17 protein-coding genes are annotated in these 20,957 nt (G+C 47.6%); all 17 read right to left on the reverse strand.

Features of this window, described 5'->3' with window-relative positions; translation table 11 throughout:
• Nucleotides 1-297: 297 nt before the first annotated feature.
• The 17 genes from H6F90_RS10920 to H6F90_RS11000 all read right to left on the reverse strand — a co-directional run bounded on the left by H6F90_RS10920 (nt 298) and on the right by H6F90_RS11000 (nt 20,797).
• Nucleotides 298-2,379, reverse strand: a complete 2,082-nt coding sequence (locus H6F90_RS10920) for an FHA domain-containing protein (protein WP_190552510.1) — start codon at nt 2,377-2,379, stop codon at nt 298-300.
• 26 nt (nt 2,380-2,405) lie between these two features.
• The gene (locus H6F90_RS10925; RefSeq protein ID WP_190552511.1) at nt 2,406-4,568 is read right to left on the reverse strand and encodes a serine/threonine-protein kinase; all 2,163 of its coding nucleotides are present in this window, start codon (nt 4,566-4,568) and stop codon (nt 2,406-2,408) included.
• 2 nt (nt 4,569-4,570) lie between these two features.
• Nucleotides 4,571-6,673: a polysaccharide biosynthesis tyrosine autokinase gene (locus tag H6F90_RS10930; protein ID WP_190552512.1), complete on the reverse strand. Its 2,103-nt coding sequence runs from the start codon at nt 6,671-6,673 to the stop codon at nt 4,571-4,573.
• Between the two features lie 158 nt (nt 6,674-6,831).
• Nucleotides 6,832-7,989, reverse strand: coding sequence for a polysaccharide biosynthesis/export family protein (locus tag H6F90_RS10935; protein ID WP_190552513.1), 1,158 nt, complete (start codon nt 7,987-7,989; stop codon nt 6,832-6,834).
• A 74-nt stretch (nt 7,990-8,063) separates the two neighbouring features.
• On the reverse strand, nt 8,064-8,954 hold the full coding sequence (locus tag H6F90_RS10940) for a hypothetical protein (protein ID WP_190552514.1): 891 nt from the start codon (nt 8,952-8,954) through the stop codon (nt 8,064-8,066).
• 48 nt (nt 8,955-9,002) lie between these two features.
• A complete protein-coding gene (locus H6F90_RS10945; RefSeq protein WP_190552515.1) occupies nt 9,003-9,923 on the reverse strand; it encodes a hypothetical protein in 921 nt (306 codons plus the stop codon).
• Between the two features lie 174 nt (nt 9,924-10,097).
• Nucleotides 10,098-10,394 (reverse strand): hypothetical protein, encoded by a 297-nt coding sequence (locus H6F90_RS10950; protein ID WP_190552516.1) that lies wholly within the window; start codon nt 10,392-10,394, stop codon nt 10,098-10,100.
• A 10-nt stretch (nt 10,395-10,404) separates the two neighbouring features.
• Nucleotides 10,405-11,112 carry a hypothetical protein gene (locus H6F90_RS10955; protein WP_190552517.1) on the reverse strand — a complete coding sequence of 236 codons (708 nt, stop codon included), beginning with the start codon at nt 11,110-11,112 and terminating at the stop codon, nt 10,405-10,407.
• 38 nt (nt 11,113-11,150) lie between these two features.
• A complete protein-coding gene (locus H6F90_RS10960; protein WP_190552518.1) occupies nt 11,151-12,134 on the reverse strand; it encodes a hypothetical protein in 984 nt (327 codons plus the stop codon).
• Nucleotides 12,135-12,163: 29 nt separating this feature from the next.
• Nucleotides 12,164-13,051: an ATP-binding protein gene (locus H6F90_RS10965; RefSeq protein ID WP_190552519.1), complete on the reverse strand. Its 888-nt coding sequence runs from the start codon at nt 13,049-13,051 to the stop codon at nt 12,164-12,166.
• 263 nt (nt 13,052-13,314) lie between these two features.
• Nucleotides 13,315-13,740 carry a hypothetical protein gene (locus H6F90_RS10970; protein ID WP_190552520.1) on the reverse strand — a complete coding sequence of 142 codons (426 nt, stop codon included), beginning with the start codon at nt 13,738-13,740 and terminating at the stop codon, nt 13,315-13,317.
• A gap of 213 nt (nt 13,741-13,953) precedes the next feature.
• The gene (locus H6F90_RS10975; protein ID WP_190552521.1) at nt 13,954-15,927 is read right to left on the reverse strand and encodes a CHAT domain-containing tetratricopeptide repeat protein; all 1,974 of its coding nucleotides are present in this window, start codon (nt 15,925-15,927) and stop codon (nt 13,954-13,956) included.
• Between the two features lie 63 nt (nt 15,928-15,990).
• The gene (locus tag H6F90_RS10980; RefSeq protein ID WP_190552522.1) at nt 15,991-16,725 is read right to left on the reverse strand and encodes a DUF928 domain-containing protein; all 735 of its coding nucleotides are present in this window, start codon (nt 16,723-16,725) and stop codon (nt 15,991-15,993) included.
• A 101-nt stretch (nt 16,726-16,826) separates the two neighbouring features.
• On the reverse strand, nt 16,827-18,773 hold the full coding sequence (locus tag H6F90_RS10985; RefSeq protein ID WP_190552523.1) for a CHASE2 domain-containing protein: 1,947 nt from the start codon (nt 18,771-18,773) through the stop codon (nt 16,827-16,829).
• Nucleotides 18,773-19,444 (reverse strand): response regulator transcription factor, encoded by a 672-nt coding sequence (locus H6F90_RS10990; protein WP_190552524.1) that lies wholly within the window; start codon nt 19,442-19,444, stop codon nt 18,773-18,775. The genes H6F90_RS10985 and H6F90_RS10990 overlap by 1 nt, the downstream gene beginning before the upstream one ends.
• A 238-nt stretch (nt 19,445-19,682) precedes the next feature.
• Nucleotides 19,683-19,922, reverse strand: coding sequence for a hypothetical protein (locus H6F90_RS10995; protein ID WP_190552525.1), 240 nt, complete (start codon nt 19,920-19,922; stop codon nt 19,683-19,685).
• Entirely contained in the window at nt 19,919-20,797 is an 879-nt protein-coding gene (locus H6F90_RS11000) for a serine protease (RefSeq protein ID WP_190552526.1), read from the reverse strand. The genes H6F90_RS10995 and H6F90_RS11000 overlap by 4 nt, the downstream gene beginning before the upstream one ends.
• Between the last annotated feature and the right edge of the window lie 160 nt (nt 20,798-20,957).

The following is a 20,957-nucleotide window of genomic DNA, read 5'->3' on the forward strand; positions in this document are numbered from 1 at the left end:
GCAAAGCTTGCAGGCTTTGACGTTGGTAGGGAGTCGGCATCCCATCGAGCAAGTGATAGATTAGTTCTTGGGCGTGGGCAAGAATGTCCATTGTTCTTGCGGTCTATTAGTTTCACGCCCTTTCTGCCACCTTTTAAGCCTTGGTGCAAGATCTGAGTCATCCTTTTTGATGCACGACCCTCAAAGAGGGGCGATCGCTCAAGTACAGACTACATAAGCCTTTTCAGAATTATTCTATTTGTGAGAAAAGATGTGACAATGCATAGCCAGATACTGTCAATCTAAACATGAGTTCACTTATCCTTCAAGCATTCGATGAACTTTATCTCGAATCGAATAAAGGTTTTTAAGTTTATCTTCTAACTTCTTTGTATCCTCTTTATACTTTTTTAGCTGAAGTTCAAAGTTAACGCGATTGACAGTTGAATTCTCAGACTGGCTTTGTACCGCATCAAAGTAAAGCCTTAGCTCTTTCTCAAAACGATTCATCTCTTCTTTAAAGGTAGTTTTCAAGATCCGCGTTAGCTTCTCAGCAAAACGAGATTTAATCACTTTTTGATAGTAGCCTTTCAAGTCAAGTCTAATTTTGTCTGAAACTTTTCTGATTTCAGCTTGCTTGTCGTTTTGATAGCTTTGGCAAAGCTTAGAGATTAGCCAAATAACTATTCCTATGGCTAAGAGAATGAGAAAATTAGAACTAGTAATTTGCTTGACCACACCTCTTATAAAGCTACCTCTACTCAACCCCAAGAAACTTAATAGAAATAGAATGCTCATGACTTGAAAGACAGAGCTTCTGATTTTTTTGATTGAAAAGCTCCAAATCGATACAGGCTGGTATTCGACTCGATCAGATATTTTTTTTAATGACACTCGGAACACGGTTTGCATCTCGATTTCTTGGCAGAGGACTGGAGTAAAATACCGGCTGCTGGTTTTAGAGATTGATTCCAACAGAGTTTGCGATCGAGCAATCAAACCTTCTACACCGCCATCGTCGTAGTGCCAGCAGATTCTTTCCCATTCTGTCCTAGCCCAATCGAGTAGTTCTTCCTCACAAAAGTGCATCAAGTAATCGTTGACGTTGTCCTCACAATTTTTTGATACTAGCTTTAGAAATTGCTTTTTATTAGGCTTAATAATTTGCGCTTCCATGCTATCAATTTCATCAGAAATTCTATATAAGATGCTGTTCACTAAAGAATCATCCAGCAAGTCTTGCTTTGACTGTTCAAGTGCTGTATCTACAATTTCACTCAACTTCGATCGCTGCTCAGAGATTTTCTTCTGCAACTCATTCTGTGAAATTGATTTGTCCGATAGGGTTTTTCTAACTTTATTTTGCGATCGCTGTTTTTCAAGTGCTTCGACTTGCTGAGCGATTGGCTGTTGCTGAGTTAACAACGCTTCCTCTAGGCTTGAGATCCAAGCAATTGTTTGAACTACAGCATTTTGAGTTTTGCGCTCGGTAATTTGCTTTGTCTTGATCAGCGTCATTTGCTGACACAAGCTGTCTAATTCCGTAAAGACACCTTCAGAAGCGCTCGACTGCTGCAATCCATTAATTACCTCGATGGTTTGAGCAGAAGAAGTAACTAGAAAAATATTTGTAGACGGAGTGGAGCATGCCAGAGCTAAAACTGCTTTTTCTTCTTCCGATAACTCTTGCTTAGAACCAACAATAAGAAATACAATACAGCCCCTAAATTTATCTAATGAGAAGTGAGCTTCGTGTTGTATTGGTTCTAAAACGATTGAATGTTCAAACACTAATTCCGGACTCTGAGCGCTAGGATATCGATCGCCCAGAACCAATCGATCGCCTGATTTGAGGATGCGCTCTTCAGTCAAGCGTTCTCCATTAACATAGGTTCCATTGCGGCAGCGATCGCTATTTTTAACATGCCATTGGTGAGGAGTGATTCGATCGCCTGCAGGATAGAAACGTATTTCAAGATGTTGACCACTTACCCTTGTATAGCGATCAGAAATATAAAAATCACATCCCCGCTGTCGACCAACCGTTAAAATTGGCGCTGTCGAGAGCGGATAGCGTTGAGTTATCTCTGCTTGCTCTTGAAAAGCCAGAAAAGCTGAAGGGCTATCTTTCGATTTTTCTACCTCTCGTTTAGTTAATTCATGTACTTGAAACTGATAAGTATTATCTAGAGTAGGGTAAAAACTAAACCGTTGCTGAAAAGATTCTGCTAGCGCAATGTCTGCACTGATAATGTAAACGTTTAACTTGTCAAGTTCTAAATTGCTTCTAATATGCTCAAGTGATTGAGTCAAGCTATCAAGTGGCACTTGAAACGAGCCATCAATCGCTAGCTGATTTAATTCTTTAAGATGATTGAGTAGCTTGGATTTAGATAACATAGCATTCGCAAGAGGTAAAATTTCCGTTACTTGACAATGGAAAAAATTGCTGTCTTGCCATCGCGAGTGCCTACGGCGAAACTATTTCCGTCAGGGCTGAACGCCAAAGCCGTGATTCCAGTGGTAGGGTTCAAGAGCGTTCCCAGTAATTGACCAGTCTGCCAGTTCCACAATTTGACTGTGCCGTAGATTCCACCTGCTGCAACAATGTTACTATTAGGGTGAGAGGCGATCGCTGTCACTCCACCTAATCCTGCTTGAATGACAGTCCGTTCATACTCCTGAAGCGCATGAAGGTTCCAAACACGAATTGTGTCATCGTCGCTGCCTGTCAGAAGTATTGTTTCGCTCGCGTCCATCACAACAGAATTGACTGCTTCAGTGTGGGCGTGAGAAAGCTGGGTCCGATTGAAATCAAAATGGATGATTTTGACTTTACCAGTAGCATCGCCTGCTGCCAAAATTGAGCCATCTGCACTAAGAACGATCGAACGAACAGGCTCAAATTTCTCAGTAGAAAACTCAAGTGTTTCAATTAACTTTAGCGATTCTGGAAATACATTCCACCGCTCTATACTATTCAACCCTCCTGCAAGTAAACTCGATCGAGTGTTTCCCATTGCTAGCGACCAAACTAATTGCTCAGCTGAAACTTGTTGAACTTGCTTCATCGTGGTTAGATTCCAGAGTTCAATCGATCTATCGGCAGTCGCAAAAGCTAACAACTCTCTCTGCTGACCGCGAGCAACAGCTAGAATTTCGCTTGAAGTTTTCGTCACTTGCTGAACCGTTGCATTTTGCAGATTGTAGAGTTGAATCAAGCCTGACCTGCTAGCAGAGACTAGCGTTTGCCCCGCTGAAAACTCTAAAAATCGAATTGATGATGTGTCACCTTGTAGCTGCGTTATTAATTGAAATTTCAGCGAATTTTCAGCCTTTTGATTAAGATCATATTCTGTTGAAACTGATGCATAGGTTGATGATTGAATTGAGGTAGATTTTAAGTAGAAAAAGTAAAGCAGGGCAGCACCGATCGCAAAACAAGAAATACTAAATAGCAACCACGATTGCTTTAGAAGCGTTGCTTTAACAACTGCTGTTATTTTATAAATTTGAGATTCTCTAGTTTCATAGTCTAAGCATTGGCTTAATTTACGCCCTAACTCTGTTGGGTCAACTTTCTGTGGAAGCTGCAACTGAGTAGATCGGCGCTGTAAATTTGCTGCCTTGTGTTTAGCATTCTGCACTTTGTCTATCGGTTCTTTAGGTAATGAATCTATGCTCAGTTGAGTAGATGTGTATCCTAAATCCAGAGATTCTTGAGCAGGGCAACTAATGAAGGTAGGAGTATAATCATTCGGTTGAGCAGATTTGCAGTTAATTTTAAGTAGATTCAAATCGGCTATGACTGCATGTGCGCTTTGGTAGCGTTGTCGAGCATCCATACAGACTAATCGATTAAAGAGCAATCGTAACCCTTCACTGATTCCTATTTCTTCTAGTTTCTCAATTACTCCATTGCCATTTTCATTAGTTTGAGCAAAGCATGTAGGTTTCTCACCAAGCAGCATTTCGATACAGGTCATTCCTAATGCGTAGATGTCGCTGTTTTCTTCGGCATAACCCGCTAGCTGCTCTGGAGGCGTGTAGCCGTAGCTATGAATAATAGTCGGTGATGTATTTGATTGTGTTGTTTGCGATCGCAGTTTCACCGCACCGAAATCAATTAGAAACGGCTTTCGGTCAGGCGAGCGTAAAATAATGTTTTCAGGTTTAATATCTCGATGAATAATTCCCTGCTGATGGATGAATGCCAAAACTGGCAGTATTGATTGAAGGAATTTAATAGCTTGCTGTTCGTCCCACAAATTGTGGTTTCGGAATTCTCTTAGCGTCTCTCCTGCAATGTATTCTTGTACAAGATAAAAATCCCCAGCTACTTCAAAGTAATCGAGAAGTTGGGGAATTTGTGGGTGTTGTTCGATTTGCCGCAGCACTTTTGCTTCTCGATCGAATAGCTCTTTCGCAACCTTCAGCAAATTTAGATCATCACTTTGCGGCTTAAACTGCTTCAAAATACAGGTGGGTCTTCCTGAAAGCAATAAAGCCTGAGCTAGATAGATTGTGCTAAATGACCCCGTAATTAGTAATCGGGTGATTTGGTAGCGATCGCAAATAATATTATCCATAATTACAGCGATAGTAAGGGAGCATATCTTGCTGAATTAGTAACATCGTTGATTACTATTCCTAGCAGCTTAACGGATTTAGATTCTGTTATTTTTTCAACGCTAAGCTCTAGTCCTTTGCGATCGCTGTAGCCTAATCGAGTAATAAGAATGAACCCATCTACTAATGATTCCATCATTAAAACATCGCTGCAATGTAATGTAGTCGTATCTAAAACAACGAAATCAAAATCCTCGCCAATCTGTTTGAATAGCTGCTGATTGTTAGACTCTAAAGCTTCCGCTATTTCTTTTGCAGCGCTGAAACTCGGCAAAATGAATAGGTTGTTGATATGAGGAACAGGTTGAATCTGTTTGAGTAGTTCTACATCATTTGGAGTAGCTTCTGCTTCGTCTAGATGCAAATCAATTCGGAATATATCAGCCCGGGAAGGAGTGCGTAAATCGGCTTCAATTAACAGCGTTTTTTTGCCTGCCCTAGCAGCAGCGATCGCCAGATTGTAAGTGCTCACCGTTTTTCCTTCACCCTGCCGAATGCTCGATAGCATCACAACTTTGGGCGCTTGATTTTGGTTTTGATTAAGGATGCATCGATGAAACAACTCATAAGACTCTAGTTCAGGCGAATCGGCATCTATCAAAATCGGAATTGAGCTTTTGCGAGTGCGAATTGAAGGTAGAATTCCCAGCAGCGGAACGCGCTTTTGTAAAATTGTTTCGACTTCTTCGGGCATGAGAATTTTGCCACGTACCAAATCGATGAGCAATATGGTTGCTCCGGCAACCAGCAGTCCCAAACTGCCGCCCAGTAGAAGGATAAACGGGCGGCTCCAAAGCCAATTTGTAATGGTTTTAACCTGCGGTGCGCCTTCGCTCACCCAGTCACTTTTCGTTTCGGCCTGCTGCAATTCTGCCGCTGCCAAATCCTTTTCCGTCTGCTCAAGAGCTTCGCGGTTGCGGGCAACGTCATTGGTAAGTTTTTCCAGTTCCAGCCTAAGCGCTGTGCCATCGCTGTAGTTTTGCCGCAGTTCTGGTTCCGATCGCCCCAAAATTGCCAGCTCTCGCGTCAGGCGATCGCGCTGGGATTTCAGGCCGACGAGTCGATTGGCAAGCTCCTGCCGCGCCTGATCAAGGTTGAGGGTACGCAAAGATTGAACAGTCACCTGATTGATGGGAACGGCGTGGCCACGTCCGACAATCTCTTGAATCCGCTGCTGCAAGCGAGCTTCATAAAGCGACTGCTGTTGCTGCAAGGCAACCACTTCAGGATGGCGCGGCTGCAATTCACGTAGTTGTTCTTGCTGCTGTAAGGCCAGTTCGTCCACTTTGGTCGATAACGCCGTGACGATCGCATCGGCACTAATCGCCGCCGCTAGATATGCCTGCTCAGGACTCATCTGAAGCTGATTTTGTAGGCTTGCCATTTCTGCCTCAGTGCCTTCAAGGGTACGATCGAGTTCGCGCTGCTGCTGCTGAATCGTGGTGATCGCCGAAACCAAACTGCCATCAACCGCTTGCTGAATTGCAGGCTTTTCGCGGCGGCTAAATTCGCGCAGCTTCTCTTCTACCACCCGGAGGTCGTCTCGCAGGCGATCGCGCCGCTGTTCTAGCAACTGCACTTTTGACTCTACACCCTGTCGCTTCTCGCTCAAGTCTTGCTGCGCGATCGCCTCGGAAAACGCCACCACGACCGCAGTTGCTCGATCGGACTCGGCATCTTGAAACTGCACCAGCCAGCGATCGCCCTGCTCAGAACCTTGCCTCAGCGTCAGATTTTGCCTCAGCATTTGCGGCGACAGCGAATAGCGCTTGACCTGTAACCCTGTCGCCATTTGCTCGATCAGTGCGTCAGTCAGCTGTGGTGATTCAGAAGTTGGATCAGGTGCCTTTTCCTGAGGCGTTTCGGCTTCTCTAGCGTCGGGCGGCGTTGCTGGAGCCGACTGATTCAGCAGCAATTTCTGCGCCACATACAGCGTTTTCACATCCGGTCGGAATGTTGCAATGCCACCTGCGAGAGCGACAGTCAAAGCAAACCCGGCTAACCCAACCCAACCGTAGCGTCTACAGGCGGCAAAATAGCGCTGAATTGATTGTTTAACTTTCATAAAACTGCACCGCTCTAAAAGGGTGGAAGGTTTTGAGTCAAAATCTGTTTGAGAAGTTGCGATCGCTATGGCGTTGTCCCCGCAATTCCTCAGTAGAAAAGTTCTTCAAACTTGAAAGATGAACGGGCAAAAAATCTGAATATTCAACTGTTCTACTGCTATTCTTCATCTGCACCCGTAACCGTGTTGATGCCTTCGCGAGCCGTGTCGAAAAACAGTAGGAATCCCAGCACGTCCTGAAACGGCTGAGTCAGTTGCGTTAAGAAGCGATTGAACCGCGCCATCGCATTGCGGTTGATCACAATCACATCGTTATGTTGCAGCGGCGGATTTTGCAAAGCATCACCGCTCAAAGCATCTCTAGCATTGAGTTCGATCGCCACAGCTTGATTTGTCGCTGGATCAAACCGAATTAGATTGACGCGCCGCAAATTAGTGTCGTTCAAATTCGGCTTGATTGAAGTGAGCGCATCGAGAAAATCGCTGCCGTTTGGGAGGCGCAAACGATTGACGCCGCTCGAATAGTCCAACACGCGAATCGTCATTTCCCGCTGCGACACGTTCATATCCGCGACCCGCGTGCGATCGTAATCTTGTGCAGTATCTGGTGCAAGGGCGGTAATGGTAATCACATCGCCATCCACCAAGCGTAGATCAGGCAGTTCATTTCCCTCAATTAGCGGCGTGTAGAGATCAAACTGCTGTTGCAACGTTGAATCACTGACGAGACGAGTCACTTGTACCGATCGCAAATCTGCCAGATGCGTTGTCCCTCCCGCTTCCGTCAGTGCCACCGGAATTCGCGGATCTTGCAGCACATAAAATCCGGGTGTGATCACCTCGCCTGAAACCATAACACTCACAGGTCGAGCCGTTGCCAATGTCACGCCCACCTGCGGATTCACTAGATATTCGGTGAGTCGCTGCTGCAACATCTCCTGCGCCTGCGTCAGTGTCATTCCTTTGAAAGACACAATTCCCAGCAGCGGCACAGTAACATTACCAGCCCAATCCAGCGTTGCATTGAAGCTCAAATCACGGCTACGAGGAATAATGTTGACGGCGATCGCATCTCCCGCATCTAGGCGATAAGTGCCAAATTCAACAGGTGGTGCGGCTTCAATCGATTCTGGAGGCGGATTCAGTAAGTCTTGCACTCCTAAATAGGAATCCTCCATATCTTCCGCTTCCTGGCTCAATGCTGCTGGCGTACTCATCCACAACAGCGAAAATAGGGGAAACACCAGCAAAATTGACGTAGAGTAACTAATCAATCGATGGCACGATCGCACCAAATTAATTGTGTCGCTGACCATAGCAAATCTCCTCCGTTTGATTGGTTCTACGGATGGACTGTGCAATAAATTCAATACTTGGAAGCGATCGCCTGCTAGAATTTTTCCAGCGCTTCATTTGCGTCTGAAAGCAATTGAACTGTTGTTTTACTGCCTTCAGTTGTTAACTCAATTCCGTCTACCACAGTGCGGCCTGCCTCAGTCACGCTAGAACCTGCTGTTTCGAGCGCGCTTTCCAGTTTTCCCATCACTTCTTCTAGCGTTTGAGCCTGAGTCTCTAGCTGGCTAAAGCAGGTCTCTTGCCCCTGCTGTACCTGATCGAGCAAGCCCTGCATCGCCTCTCGCACACCATCCCCCACCGCCTGAATCTGTTCGTCGAAATGAGTCACAATTTCATCTAGATGTGTACCAATTCCATCTGCGCCAGCCGCGATCTCAGGAGCAATTTGCTCTGATAAATAGCCCGACACCGTTTCAACCTGCTGACTCAATTCAGCTTGGAATCCTTGCAGTTCGCCGCTCACTGTTTGCAGTTCTTGCATCGTTTGCGTAACGGCCTGCTCTAGTTCAGCACCAACCTCTTTTTCTTGCAGGCTACTCAAAACATCTTCAGCCGCCTGCAAATCTGCTTCGAGTTCCGGCGTTGACTGAGCTAAATGATCGTCCAGTGCCGCGATCGCTCCCTTTGCCTCGTCTAATTCCTGAAGTAATTCCTGTTGAGCCGTATCGATCTTTTGCTTCAGTTGAGCGATCGCCTGCTCTGCGCCTTCAGCCTCTGCCGTCAATTCACTCTTGCTGCTGTTAATACTTTCGAGAAGTGATTGTGCCTGTTCGTTTAAGGTTGTCCAAGCCTCCTCGATCTGCTGCTGCAAATCATTTACTTCTGTTTTTGCCGTTTGCAGTTGCTCCTGCGTCTGATCTACTTCATCAAGCAAAGTTGAAAGTTTGCTCGTCGTTTCTGCGGCCACGCTTTGAAAGTCTGCCATAGCTTTCTCCAGAAATTAAAACGTTATTTCAAATCAATTTGGACTGCACTACGCCCAAGGAAGCGCAAATTTTTCGGCTGCCTCACGAGCCGCTTCAATTCCTTGCTTGAGCGGATCAACTAGCTCTTGCAGTTCATCAAACTGGCCGTCTAATTCATCCTGTCCCGAAGCCAATTCACTCGATACATCCGATAGGTCATCACTTAGTCCTCGGATTGCTTCGACAACGGGATCGATCGCGGCTTCTAAAGTCGATCGCATCGTCTCTGTTTCCTGCCGTGCTGTTTCCAGTAAACCTTCTAGCTCTGTCTGCACTGCTTCATTCTGGATACCATCAAGCTGTGATTCCAGGGTTTCTAAATCAGTAAAAGTATCAATCACTTCTTGAACCTTGCCATCGACTTCTTGCTGTGCCTCACCCAATGCAGTGCTTAGCTCACTCACCTCTGCGCTCAGCGTTGTTTTTGCCGTTTCAATCTCCTGCTGCACGGCTTGAATTTCCTGCGCGATCGCATCCACCGCACCATCTAACTGTTCCTGTCCAGCCTCTATGCGACCCTGCGCCTGCTCCAGCATAGCGATCGCACTTTGCCCTGCGGTTTCTAACTCACTCTGTCTCTCTTCCAAACTTTCACGAAACTCCGTCAGCTTACCTTGCACCTCTTGAAGCTCTGTTTCTAGCTCGTCCTGCGTGGATGAAACTTCACTCTTCAACGAATCAAATTCACCATCCAATTCGCTTACTTCTTCAGTCAAACTCGTGGTTCGCTCTGATAGCTCGGCCTGCAATTCTTCTAGGGCTGTTTCGACTTGACTGAAGAGACCTGTGGCGCGATCGCCCATCTCATCCAAGTACGTCTCCAACCCATCTACCCCCTCTTGAACCGCCGACAATTCCTGAACCAAAAGATTCAATTTCTCCGGCACATCTGTTGCTAATTGTTCTAATGAACTTGCCGTATCACTCATAGTTAAGATGTCCTTGATTTAATTAGTGGAAGTTGTGATCGCTCATAGCTTAACCACGTATGTCTAGCCACTCTAGCTACTGAGAAGCGGTTACGAGAGAATCATGATTTCGGGGCTTGCGATCGCTACTCGGAGTTGTATTTGAGGCTTAAGCAAACCCTTTTAGAACACCCTTTAAGAGGTGATTAATTGCTGCAAAAGTACCTTTATATTTTCCAAGGTCTCGACAACTAAAACTTGACTTTCTGGCGATAACTCTGTCTCTTCTCGATCGAGAGCAACGGCGTACACTTGCTCCAGAGTCCACCACTCACTCCGTAAAGCCTCTTTGCTCGGCTTATCAGTAAATTCAACCGCACTGAGCAATCCATCTAGTGAGGAGATTAGCGTTTTGATGGTCATGTTTCCACTCTCAAAATCCTGAATGAACGCTTTCATCAACTGATACTGCCGTTGCTCATAATTAGTCATTTCGCCATCCTCATTGCTTAATATGTCCTGTTGCAGCGGTAATAACACGCCCACTTGTGCTATTGACAATAACCGTAACGTGATTTGTAGGATCATAGTACGCTGTTGTCCCTGGTCGTTTTCCTGGTGTTTCCTGCCCTACTCGAACAGTATTTTCTACTACCGAAGGTGTTAGTCCTCTTCCTTGAATCTGATCTAATGCATGACCTGAGTACTCACGATTACCTATGATCCCAGGTTTATTTGTGCCAGGTTCAACTTGTAAAGGAAATCCCTTTCTGCCAACAGGAGTTGAGGCAGCAGTATTTCCACCGTCCCCTAGAAGCCTAGAGGCATCTGCCGCGTTGTCAGCATTTCTTGCTGCTGCCGCTGCTCCGGCAAGACCTACAGCAGCGGTACTAGCAAGTTTTGCAGCGGCAGCAGCGTCACCAACGAAAGGAACCGCAGCAGCGGCTGCAAGACCAGCATTAACGTAATCTCCTTCGGCAGCGTACAAAGCGGCATTGGCTAAATCTGCCACTACACCAACACCGGGAATAAAGCCTGCAAAATCGAGGACAGTGTGAGCGATCGAGCCAACGTCAATGCCTTCGCTGGGAGGTGGGGGAGGAGGTTCAGGGGGTTTGTACCTGTCACGGGCTTCTGCTATTAGGTCGTTGGCTCGTTGTTGATCGCCCCTTGCCGTATCAATTCGAGTTATTAAATCTGCTGCACTCATGAGATTTACCTTTTATGCAGTGAATGGAGATAAACGATCTAAGCCATCAGTTCTTGAACGGATTGATCGACGGCGATCGCCACATTTCCAGCAATCACAACGTCTTGAACGAGTGGTTCAAGCTCTTGAACAGTTTTTTCGCCAGATTCAAACAGTGATTTTGCTTCGTTGATTTCGTCGATTAGCTTCTCTGCTGCTTCACTTTCAACATCGTTGACTGCGTCCTCGATCTTGGTTTTGAGTTCGTTCTCGCAGTCTTCTGTCAAATCAGAAATTGTTTCCGAAACATCTTGTTCGTACTCATCGGCTAACCCTCCAACCTTCTGACTCAAGGTTTCAAAATAGTCCCGCAAGTTTCCTTCTGCTTGATCAGCCGTTGTTTGAATTTCACCGACCTGCGTTTGTCGCAGATCTTCGCTGAACTCAGTAAATTCAGTTTCTACCGTTTCACGATGCTCGTCCGTCAGGTCAGTAATTAGCTCATCCACATCGCTGTCTAATTCAGAGAGCGGTTCAACCTGCTGCTGAAATTCTGCAAGCGCTTGATCGATCGCTTCAAAGGCTTGTTGAGTGCCTTCGATCGACTGCGAAATTCCTTCATCTAACTGACTTGCCGAATCAGTCAGCTGAGCGAGAGACTGCTGCACCGCTTCTACTTCACTCTCAAATTCAGGGATGGCGCTTTCCACAGCTTGAAACTCAGTTTGCATCTCCTCGATCGCGCCTGTTGCTTCATCCAGAGTTCCAGTCGTCTCGGCGATCGCCTGCTGCAACTCTTCTAACTCCTGCGTAATTTCTGACTCAGCCCCTTCAATCTTGTCTTCTGCTTCCTCCAAGCTTTGCTCTAGCGTCTCTATGTGAGTATCAATTTCATTCCCTTGGCTCAAAGCATCCGCTTGAGATTCCAGTTGCGAACAAGCATCATGAAGCTGTGTATTCGCTTGCTCTAGCACGCCCGATAGCTGCTGCAAACTTTCAACAGATTCGTCAACATTCTGATTGAGTTCAGCGACTTCTGCCATGATTCACCTTCTCGATAATTTGAGACGAACTAAGCCAATTGTTCTTCCACGCCTTCTAAAACAGGCATGATTTCCTGAAGGATTGAAACGGCATCTCCAGCCAGATCGATCGCCTCACCAAACTTGTCATTCATGCGATCACAATCATCCGCTCCTGCCTCACCCACTGACGCCACTGCCGTTGTCAGATTTTGAGCAGCGGTTGTAATTTCACTGCCAATTTCATTGAACTTTTGCTGAACAGCGGTGACTGCTTCATTAGCTGCCGTTGTGAGCGCAGTATCAATCTCACTAACCTGTGTACTGCTTTCTTGTACGAGATAATCAAAGTCTTGCAGCAAGGCTTGCAGCTTTTCCCCTGCCATTTGAGAGAACGAGCTAAATTCTTCCATCAAGGTTGTTTTGCGGCTGTCGAATTCGCTTTTGGCTGTCTCGATCGAGGTTCCTAACTCTTCAACATTTTGAACTGATGCATCTTCCAAACCATCAACAGCACCTTCAAATTCCTGCACCTGCTGCGTCAAACCTTCAAGCTCAGGCTGAACCTCGGCGGTCTTTGATTCAATCCCACTCAGTGCTTCTTCCGCACGAGTTTTTAGCTCGCCAGCCTGAGTATGCAAATCGTTCACAAACTGGTCTAACTGACCTTCTAAGCCTTCAACTTTTTGCCGCAGCTCAGCTAAGCCTTGCAGACCCGTTTGCAGTTCTGTATCTAACTTTTGATTTAGCTCAGAAAACTGCCCGCCGAGCGACTCAAACTTAGATAAAACCCTTTGTTTTTTCTCAGCCACATTTTCTATTAAATCAGTGGCGAGTTGCTCTAACTGATTTACTTCACTCAGCGCTTGTTCGCTCTCCTGAGAAAGCGACTGCATCCGTTCTATGTTTTCGTCCAATAAGGTATTAATGTCTGACATCAAATTCACCCAGATGATGGAGTTGAGCTAGCGATATCAATCTTTCGTAGGTAACTCTGAACCGCACGAGCCGTTTTACGCTCTGAAGGGTAATGTTTCGATAACTGAGCGGGAAGCAGCACCGACGGTTTCACTGAGAGGAGCAGACAGTTTCATAGAGCAATCCTCAAGTTATGGAAAGTCCAAGTGAATCAAGAGAGCGTTAGATTCTCAGTGATCGCTTTTTAGTCTAGGTGTTAGGAGTGGAAGCCTCCAGAGGCTTATCAGCAAACTTCGTTTGTGGGAAAGCGCAATCTGAAGGATAGTTGGCAGTTGTTTTGTGCAGAGAGGGGAGTATTAGTCTTGAGGTACCCTGCCTGAGGTTGTTCAGAAGTGGGGAACTGAAGTAAATCCTCGATATTGGGAATCACTACAAATTGCACGGGCTGTTCAGAGGAAGCGTTGTTGATACTGTTTTGTAGGCTCTCCGCTTCGGCTAGCGTGGCTAGGAGGCGATCGCCTGTCAGGGGTACAACTGTTTCACGGGCGATCGTCCATTCGTACTTTTCTGGCTGTTGGAAAGGGTGAGTGGTGGGTTGGGGTTGGGGCTGAGAGCGAGAAGCGGAAGCGAGCAGGAGAGAGAGTAGGGTAGAGGCCGTCAGAGCGAGGGATAAGGAGATGGGGCGGAGATGAGTGGATAAACTCAGCATTTGTGTACCTCTGGGATTCAAGATGTTTCGAAGAGCTGCTAACCAGCTTTGAGTCCCAGCTTAGGTAAAACGAGTTATAACTTCATCGGGTCTAGCCACAGATTTGAGCCACTCAAGGATGCAAAAGGAGATTGCGGAAAGGTGCAATTCAAGGAGACGACACAGCCTGGACAGCACTGCTAGTTCAGCGTTGAGGACGGTTGCTAACAGGTTCTACTCGGCTTCTCCAATTAAGGTAAAAGCGGCCCAATTTTTGGGTTGAGGGTGAGTTTCCATCATGCTGAGCATGGCCTGTCGGAGGGCTTGTGCTTTGTCAGGGTTCTCTTGTAGGTTCTCGTAAAACGCGGTCATTAACTCGGCTGTGGGAGCATCGGGGACAGCCCAGAGGGAGACCAAGACACTCGGCACTCCTGCGGCAATTAAGGAGCGAGATAAGCCAATCACTCCATCCCCTGTGACTTTGCCTCGTGCAGTGTTGCAGGCACTCAAAACGACTAACTCTGCTTGCAGTTGCATATCGAGGATCTCAGCAGCAGTGAGTAATCCATCATCTGTTTTAGAGGGAGTCAGGGCGATCGCACTTCCTAGCCCTTGAATGTCATCCAGTAGCCCATGAGTTGCCAAGTGAATTAGGCGAGCTTGGGGCATTTTCTGGGCGATCGCGGTTTCAGTTCCCTCTGCTCCTATAATCGCTTTGGTGTTGAGGAGAGTGGCGATCGCCTCTGCTTCGGCTTTTGCTCCAGGCAAAGGGGACAGCGGTTGTTTAGGTTCTCTGGGAGATAGAGCAACACTGGGCATGGTGGGGTTACCCAAAACCAACACTTCACCGTTGCTACTCTTTTGTTGGCTCGCTAATCGCTCTCGCTGCTGTCGAGTCAGGGCTAACACTTGAATAGAAGGAGCTGTCAGAATCGTATGTTTTTGAATGATATAGTCTCCCTTGGCATCCTGAAGGGCAGGAAAAGGCACTTGGAACAGTGGCCCTTGAGGAATGAAAATGACATGGGCATTGGGGTCTTGAGGCAGCAGGTCAGCAATTGGCTCAATCAGCAACTGGTGCAGTGTTGGTAAATCGGGTTGAGGGGGCGAAGTAAAAGGTGGTGGGTTAAAAGTTAGACCTTGGCGGTTACGAACCGCGAGAAATTCTTGCTGCCCTACAATCAAGCTTGCCAGAGAAGAGTCGTGCCGTTGCCAGAGGGGTTTGAGGTCTACTTGGCGGAAGCCAATCTTGCCATTGGGCTGAATCACCCAGATGTAGAGAGCAGATTCACGAGGTGTTTGTTTTCCCTGAATGGAGAAGTTGTCATAAATGATGGAATACTGCACTAAGGTAGCATTCTGGACCTTTGCAATTTGCTGAATCTGCCGAATATCAGGTGCTTGGATTACCTCCTGAATTTGACTTGCTGGCTGTTGGCTCCCTAGCTTCTGTGACAATAGTTCAACAAAAGCCCGGGCTCGCCCTCGCTCTGCAATTTTCAGCGCAGGCTCTACTTTGTTCTGAGCAATCAGTACTTTTTGCAAGGTTTGGTAACTCCTCGCCTGTTCTTCAAAGATCGAAACTTTATGTTCGTCTACCAACTCAAAGCGCAGCGATTCCCAAACCTTGATTGCTGCAACTAAAGTTTTCTCAGCAGCAGTAATACTTCCTGTCGCAAAAAGCGTAATGCCTAGATTATTTAGTGCACTAGCTTCGCCATTGCGATCGCTCACTTGCTGGAATATCGGTAGTGCTTGCTCATAGTACTCAATCGCTCTTTGGTACTGCGAGAGAGAACCATAAGCACGTCCTAGATTATTTAGTGCACCAGCTTCGCCATTACGATCGCTCACTTGCTGGAATATCGGTAGCGCTTGCTGGTAGTACTCAACCGCTCTCTGGTACTGCGAGAGAGAACCATAAGCAAGTCCTAGATTATTTAGTACACCAGCTTCGCCATTACGATCTGAGGCGGCACGATAGATTTCCAGTGCTTGCTGCCAAGACTTGATTGCTTGCTGGTATTGGCTCCTTCTGTATTGCTGAATCCCCTGCTGTAACAAACGACTTGCTTCTGTATTGCGGGACTCAAGAGTTTGTGCTAGAGCTGAGAGAGGAGAGCCGAAGGGAAGGGAGAGAGGCAGTAGTAGCCCCGCAGGAAGAGAAGCTAGAAGCGAGGCTAAGAGGGCAATTTGTTGGGGGCGCATAAGCTGAAGAGTGGAACCAGGACATCGGACTTTAGTAAGCAGGGGGACGGGGAAAGGCTGGCTTTATCGTGGGATTTGTGGTGTAGATTGAGTGGCTCCCGGTTGCGTGAGGCGATCGCTCCATCGCTTAAGCATTTGCGTTTCTGTAGCCGAGAGAGAATTGAGCAAATCGAGGAGGAACGGTTGATTCTCAGGAGTGCCAGCATTCTTGAGGGCTGCGGCTAGCGCGTCATACCAGAGGCCATTTTCTGCATAGAGGTTGGCACGTTTTTGGGCATTTGGCTCTGCGGCCAGTTGTCGCTCTAAGTCTGGGCTAGGCTGCACCACTTGCATTTCCGCACTCACCACTACTGGTGGAAAGAAGCGATCGCACTGCAAAGCCACCTGCCAAATATATTCGCCCGGTGGTAGCTCTGGTTGCTCGGCGGGTAACGAGAACTGCATCACCCCGGGTTGGCTCTGCATCTGCGTCTTATACAACCCTTGTCCATTGGAGCGGACTAAGCGAAACTCTAGCGGGTAAGCTTCGCGATTGGGTACATACCAAGCAAACGTGGGCCGCTTTGCCGTCGTCAATCCCACATGGCTATAAGGTACCAGAGTCGCCAGATAACCAGAAGCATTCGCAGCGCATCCACCCCTAGTGATTGTCGTGCCCGTAGTTCTGGGAGCCGAAGCTTTTTTCGGGGGCACATATTTCGCCAGAGCTACAGGTGCCAGGGTCAGCCAAAAACCCAGCACTAAACCCACAAACCGTTGCGATCGCTGCGCTAGAGACAGTTGGAATTGATGAGTCATTTCCGCAATTCTCCCTATTTTGTGTTTAACGATAGGGGAAACACCGTAAACACACCAGGGCTTTGGCCACAATTTAGGTTTGCGGGAAAGCGCAATCCCCCCTAACGCCACCACCTTTTTTGCTTCGGCCAAGTTAGCTCACACACCAGCCCCTTCGGATTGTTTGGGTAACGCCGAAAGCTGCCTCCCAACTGTCTCGCCAGGTTTTCTGCCAGTTGAGTTCCCATCCCAGCCCTAGAAGATTTGAACTTGAGCTGAGGAAATTTGCGAGCGAGAGACTGTTCTGGCATCTCCGCTGCTACCCCAGCGAGCCCTCGCCCATTATCTGCTACCTGAATTACCTGCTGATTGCCTTCCTGTTGACAAGTTACGGTTAGGCGGGTTGCTCCCTCCGCATACTTGCCTACATTACACAAAGCTTCTTCCAGGAATCGACAGAGGGCTCGCTTGTGCTCCAAACGCAGGTGCTGCGTGTCTAAAGGCTCAAACTGCACAATCTTGAATTTGAGATGGCTGAAATGGGGCAAATCTCGTTCTAGGGTGTTGATGTACACCCTGTAGAGCAGTTCATGGAGCGGTGCTTGCAGGGCAAACTCAATCTCTCCACCCAATTGCAAATTCCCTGCCTCGTCAAACACCTTGCGCTGAGCAGAGCCAAAAATGGCATAAATCTCCTGCTTCATGCGCTGCAAATCGGAGAGCAAAGGCGAGGGTTGGTCTTGGGCTTGTTCTTCGCGCAACACTTTACTGAGCAATTGCAACGGCTCACTGTGAATGGCATCGAAGATTTGTTGAATCACAAACTGTCGTTCTTCCAAGCGCGATTGCAACTCCTGTTCATGACGGTAAAACAAGGCAGCGGTCAGCCCTGCTCCATTGAGCACCAGTCCCAACAGTGCGGGCACTAGAGGAATCCACCAACCTAACAGAATTGCTCCATAACTGAGGCCAACTAAACTGCCACTCGCCACTGCCAAAGCCAAAAGCAAACGCCCCGGCGATCGCAACCAACGTCCTAGACTGATACCAATTACACTCCAGCCGACAATCCACAGATACTCCCAGCCCTCACTCCAAACTTTGAGTAACGGACGATTATCCAACACCGCACTGGTAATCTGGCTAATGGCATGGGCTTGCATCTCCACCCCGTAGATGCGCCCCGGATTAATGCCCGCGATCGCCCCAGAGCCAGCCAAATCCTTGGCACTAAACGACATCACCCCAATCAGCACCATCTTTCCCCGTAGCCAGTCAGGATCAACCTGCCCTGCCTGAATCTGAGCGAGGGAGAGCACCCGAAAGGGCTTTAGCCCACTGCGAACATTGAGCAAAATTTGATTGCCCCCTGCATCCCCCCTGACATAGCCTCCGGTGTTAGGTTGAAACCGTGTCAGCTCCACTGAGTCAAAGCGCATGGCTTCTGCGTCTCGGATGCCGTTGTTGAGTTCAATGCCTTTGGTGGCGAGATATGCTTCTGCCAACCGCATCGTGAAGGAGAAATTATATTCTTCCTGGCGATCGTGCGCTCCTAGAAGGCTCCGCCGTTGATAGCCATCTCCATCTAGAGCCACATCCGCAAACCCAACTTGTTCGGGTGGTAACGCTGGAGGAGGTGCCACGGTAAAGCCACTGCGATCCGGTCGGGCAATTTCAGCCCCAATTACATTGGCTTGGGTGCGAAAGACGGAGGCTAAAGCTGCATGTCCTGGTTCTACAGGGAGATCCCGCACGATATCTAAACCAATGACCGCAGGCTGATACGTTTGCAATCGATTGATTAACTGGGCAATGACGCCATCCGGAATTGGATAGGTTTTAGCGCGTTGGATATCTGCTTCCGTAATCCCTACAATCACAACGCGCTCATCGGTCGGTTCGGAGGGGCGCGATCGCAACAGTTGATCCAGGGAAAGTAATTCTAAAAACTGAAGTCCTCCCGTCAGCCGAGCTAGAATGACTCCTGCAATTACCAGCAACCCTGGCAGTGCACTTCTCCGCCAGATCCTGCTTTCAGCTTGCAGGGTTTTCCAAAGTTGGTGGCTCACTAGTCAATCAGTCCTACTTCTCTGGCTCGTAATTCCGTCTGAATCCGCAGATTCTTGTCAGTGTCAGGATAGACTTCCAACACGTCTCGAATTTTGTTCCAATAGTATTGCACCGTCCGCTCCGAGATATTCATCCGCTTCGCGATCGCTGTATCCTGCAAGCTCTCTTGAAAGGCCAACTGCAACACTTCCAGCCATTTAGCGTTCAGTTGCAGTCCATTACGGATCTCTCTGGGTGTGTAGGTGCGTTCTCGTAGCGACCAGTCCACCATCTGCAACAGCTCTTTGATCGGCAGGCTTTTATCCACGATGGTGAATCCTCCCTGATGATTGTCGATCGCAGGTTTCAGCCAAACCAGCGTCCGGATGTGAGCACTTTGCACTACTAGGTTCTGCGTCGGATAGCGTTCCATCAGCACCTTCAGGAGTTGCAATCCGGCATGAGCTTGTGCCGTGGCTCCCGCCGTCTCTGGCATGACTAAGTCTACAATGACCAAATCCGGTTGAAGCGCTGCCATTTGCTCTAAGGCTGCCTGAGCATTGCACGCCGTGACAACTTCAGCCTGAGGATACTCCTGCTGCAAAATATGCAAAGTGCCGCCCAACACAGACTCATGATCATCAACGATTAAAAAGGTGGGCTTGGTGACTTCCGATAAGGGTGAGCGCATGGTCAATTGCCTTCAACTCCAGCAATAACTAATTTCCGAGGAAAACTTCGAGGGTGCAAACAGTCTCATTTCCCTCCCAGGATAAAGGAAAACATCAAGCCAGGGACTACGCTCGATCGCCAAGCTTCCTAGCGGGTGCTGACAACAACCCTTGCGGGAAAGCGCAAACGCAATTCTGTTTCAAAGCCCTGAAGTCAGAGAAGTCTACAAATCCTTATGAATTGCTTGTGCTTGCCCGCTACTGAGCGCTGATCAAGGTAATGCGATCGAGGGCAGCACGATAGCGTTCTGAATTGCCAATGTGTTGATAAAACTTGGCGGCTTGTTTGAAGTCTGAGATGGCAGACTGATTGTTACCGAGTTGATTCTGAAGCTCACCGCGACTGTAGAACGCTGCTCCAATATTGCTCCCACCCCAAACCTGATTGAGTGTGATTGCTTCAGTGAAATCTTCAAGGGCTTGCTGCTGCTGCTTCAAGGCGGCATAAACTCTAGCTCGGTTACTATAGCAAGTGAGGTCGGTTGAAGCTGAAGGGAGCGTGAATAGTCACTTTTTGCGCCCTGGTAATCTTGGAGAAAGCTTTTAGCAGCACCTCGATTCAAATACAACATTGAATTATCGGGATAATGGTAAATCCCTTCGTTCAATATTTTTAACCCCTTCTGATAGTTACCTTGTCTGATCTGAAGACTACTTGCCAGGATATAGTTGCTAATCTGTTGAGCTGCAATGCTTCGTTGTCCTGGTAGATTGTTGATGGCAGCAGCGGGGATGGCAAAATTGAGATTTGTGCCTGGATTGCCACCTTGAACAATCCCAATGACTTGACCATCCTCATTCAGCAGAGGTCCACCAGAACTTCCAAAGCTAGCAGTTGCGGTAAATTGAATCAGACCACTGTGATCGATGCGGCTGGCGATGCCATCGCTGAGGCTTCTCTCTAAACCCTTGGGATCGCCGATCGCATAGGCTTTTTGCCCAATTTTGGGAGGCACAGCTTGAATGCTCAAACTTGGAAGCGGTTTTTCAGGGCGGATCTGGATGAGTGCCAGGTCAACCTGAGCGTTGCAAGACACTATAATGCCTGAATAAATGGTGCCATCAGCTAACTTAATCGCAACTTGTTTGTTTTTTCCAACTACATGCTGATTGGTCAGAATCAACCCTTTAGAATCGGCAATAAATCCACTTCCGTAGTTCAAGGATTTGCCATTTGGAGCTGAGATTGAAACCACCGCAGGACTCGATCGCTGATAGAGGACTGCTGGGTCAAGAGCAAATGCGACATGAGGCAAACCCAGCGAGAGCGCAAGGGTGCTTAGCGCTGTAAAAGTCTTGGATACCAATTTCATCACGAGTTCTCCTGTGTAAACGTAAAACGGTTTACCTTGAAAATTGAAATGAAGTTGCTTAACTCAGATCTTGCACCTCGTAATCTGAACCTCCCACCCCTGCTGCTGTAACAGCATGCGCTTTTGCTCAACTTCCTGAAGCAACAGGGCAACAACCACC

Origin of the sequence: Trichocoleus sp. FACHB-591 (assembly GCF_014695845.1) — a bacterium.
In the GTDB taxonomy this organism is placed as follows: domain Bacteria; phylum Cyanobacteriota; class Cyanobacteriia; order FACHB-46; family FACHB-46; genus Trichocoleus.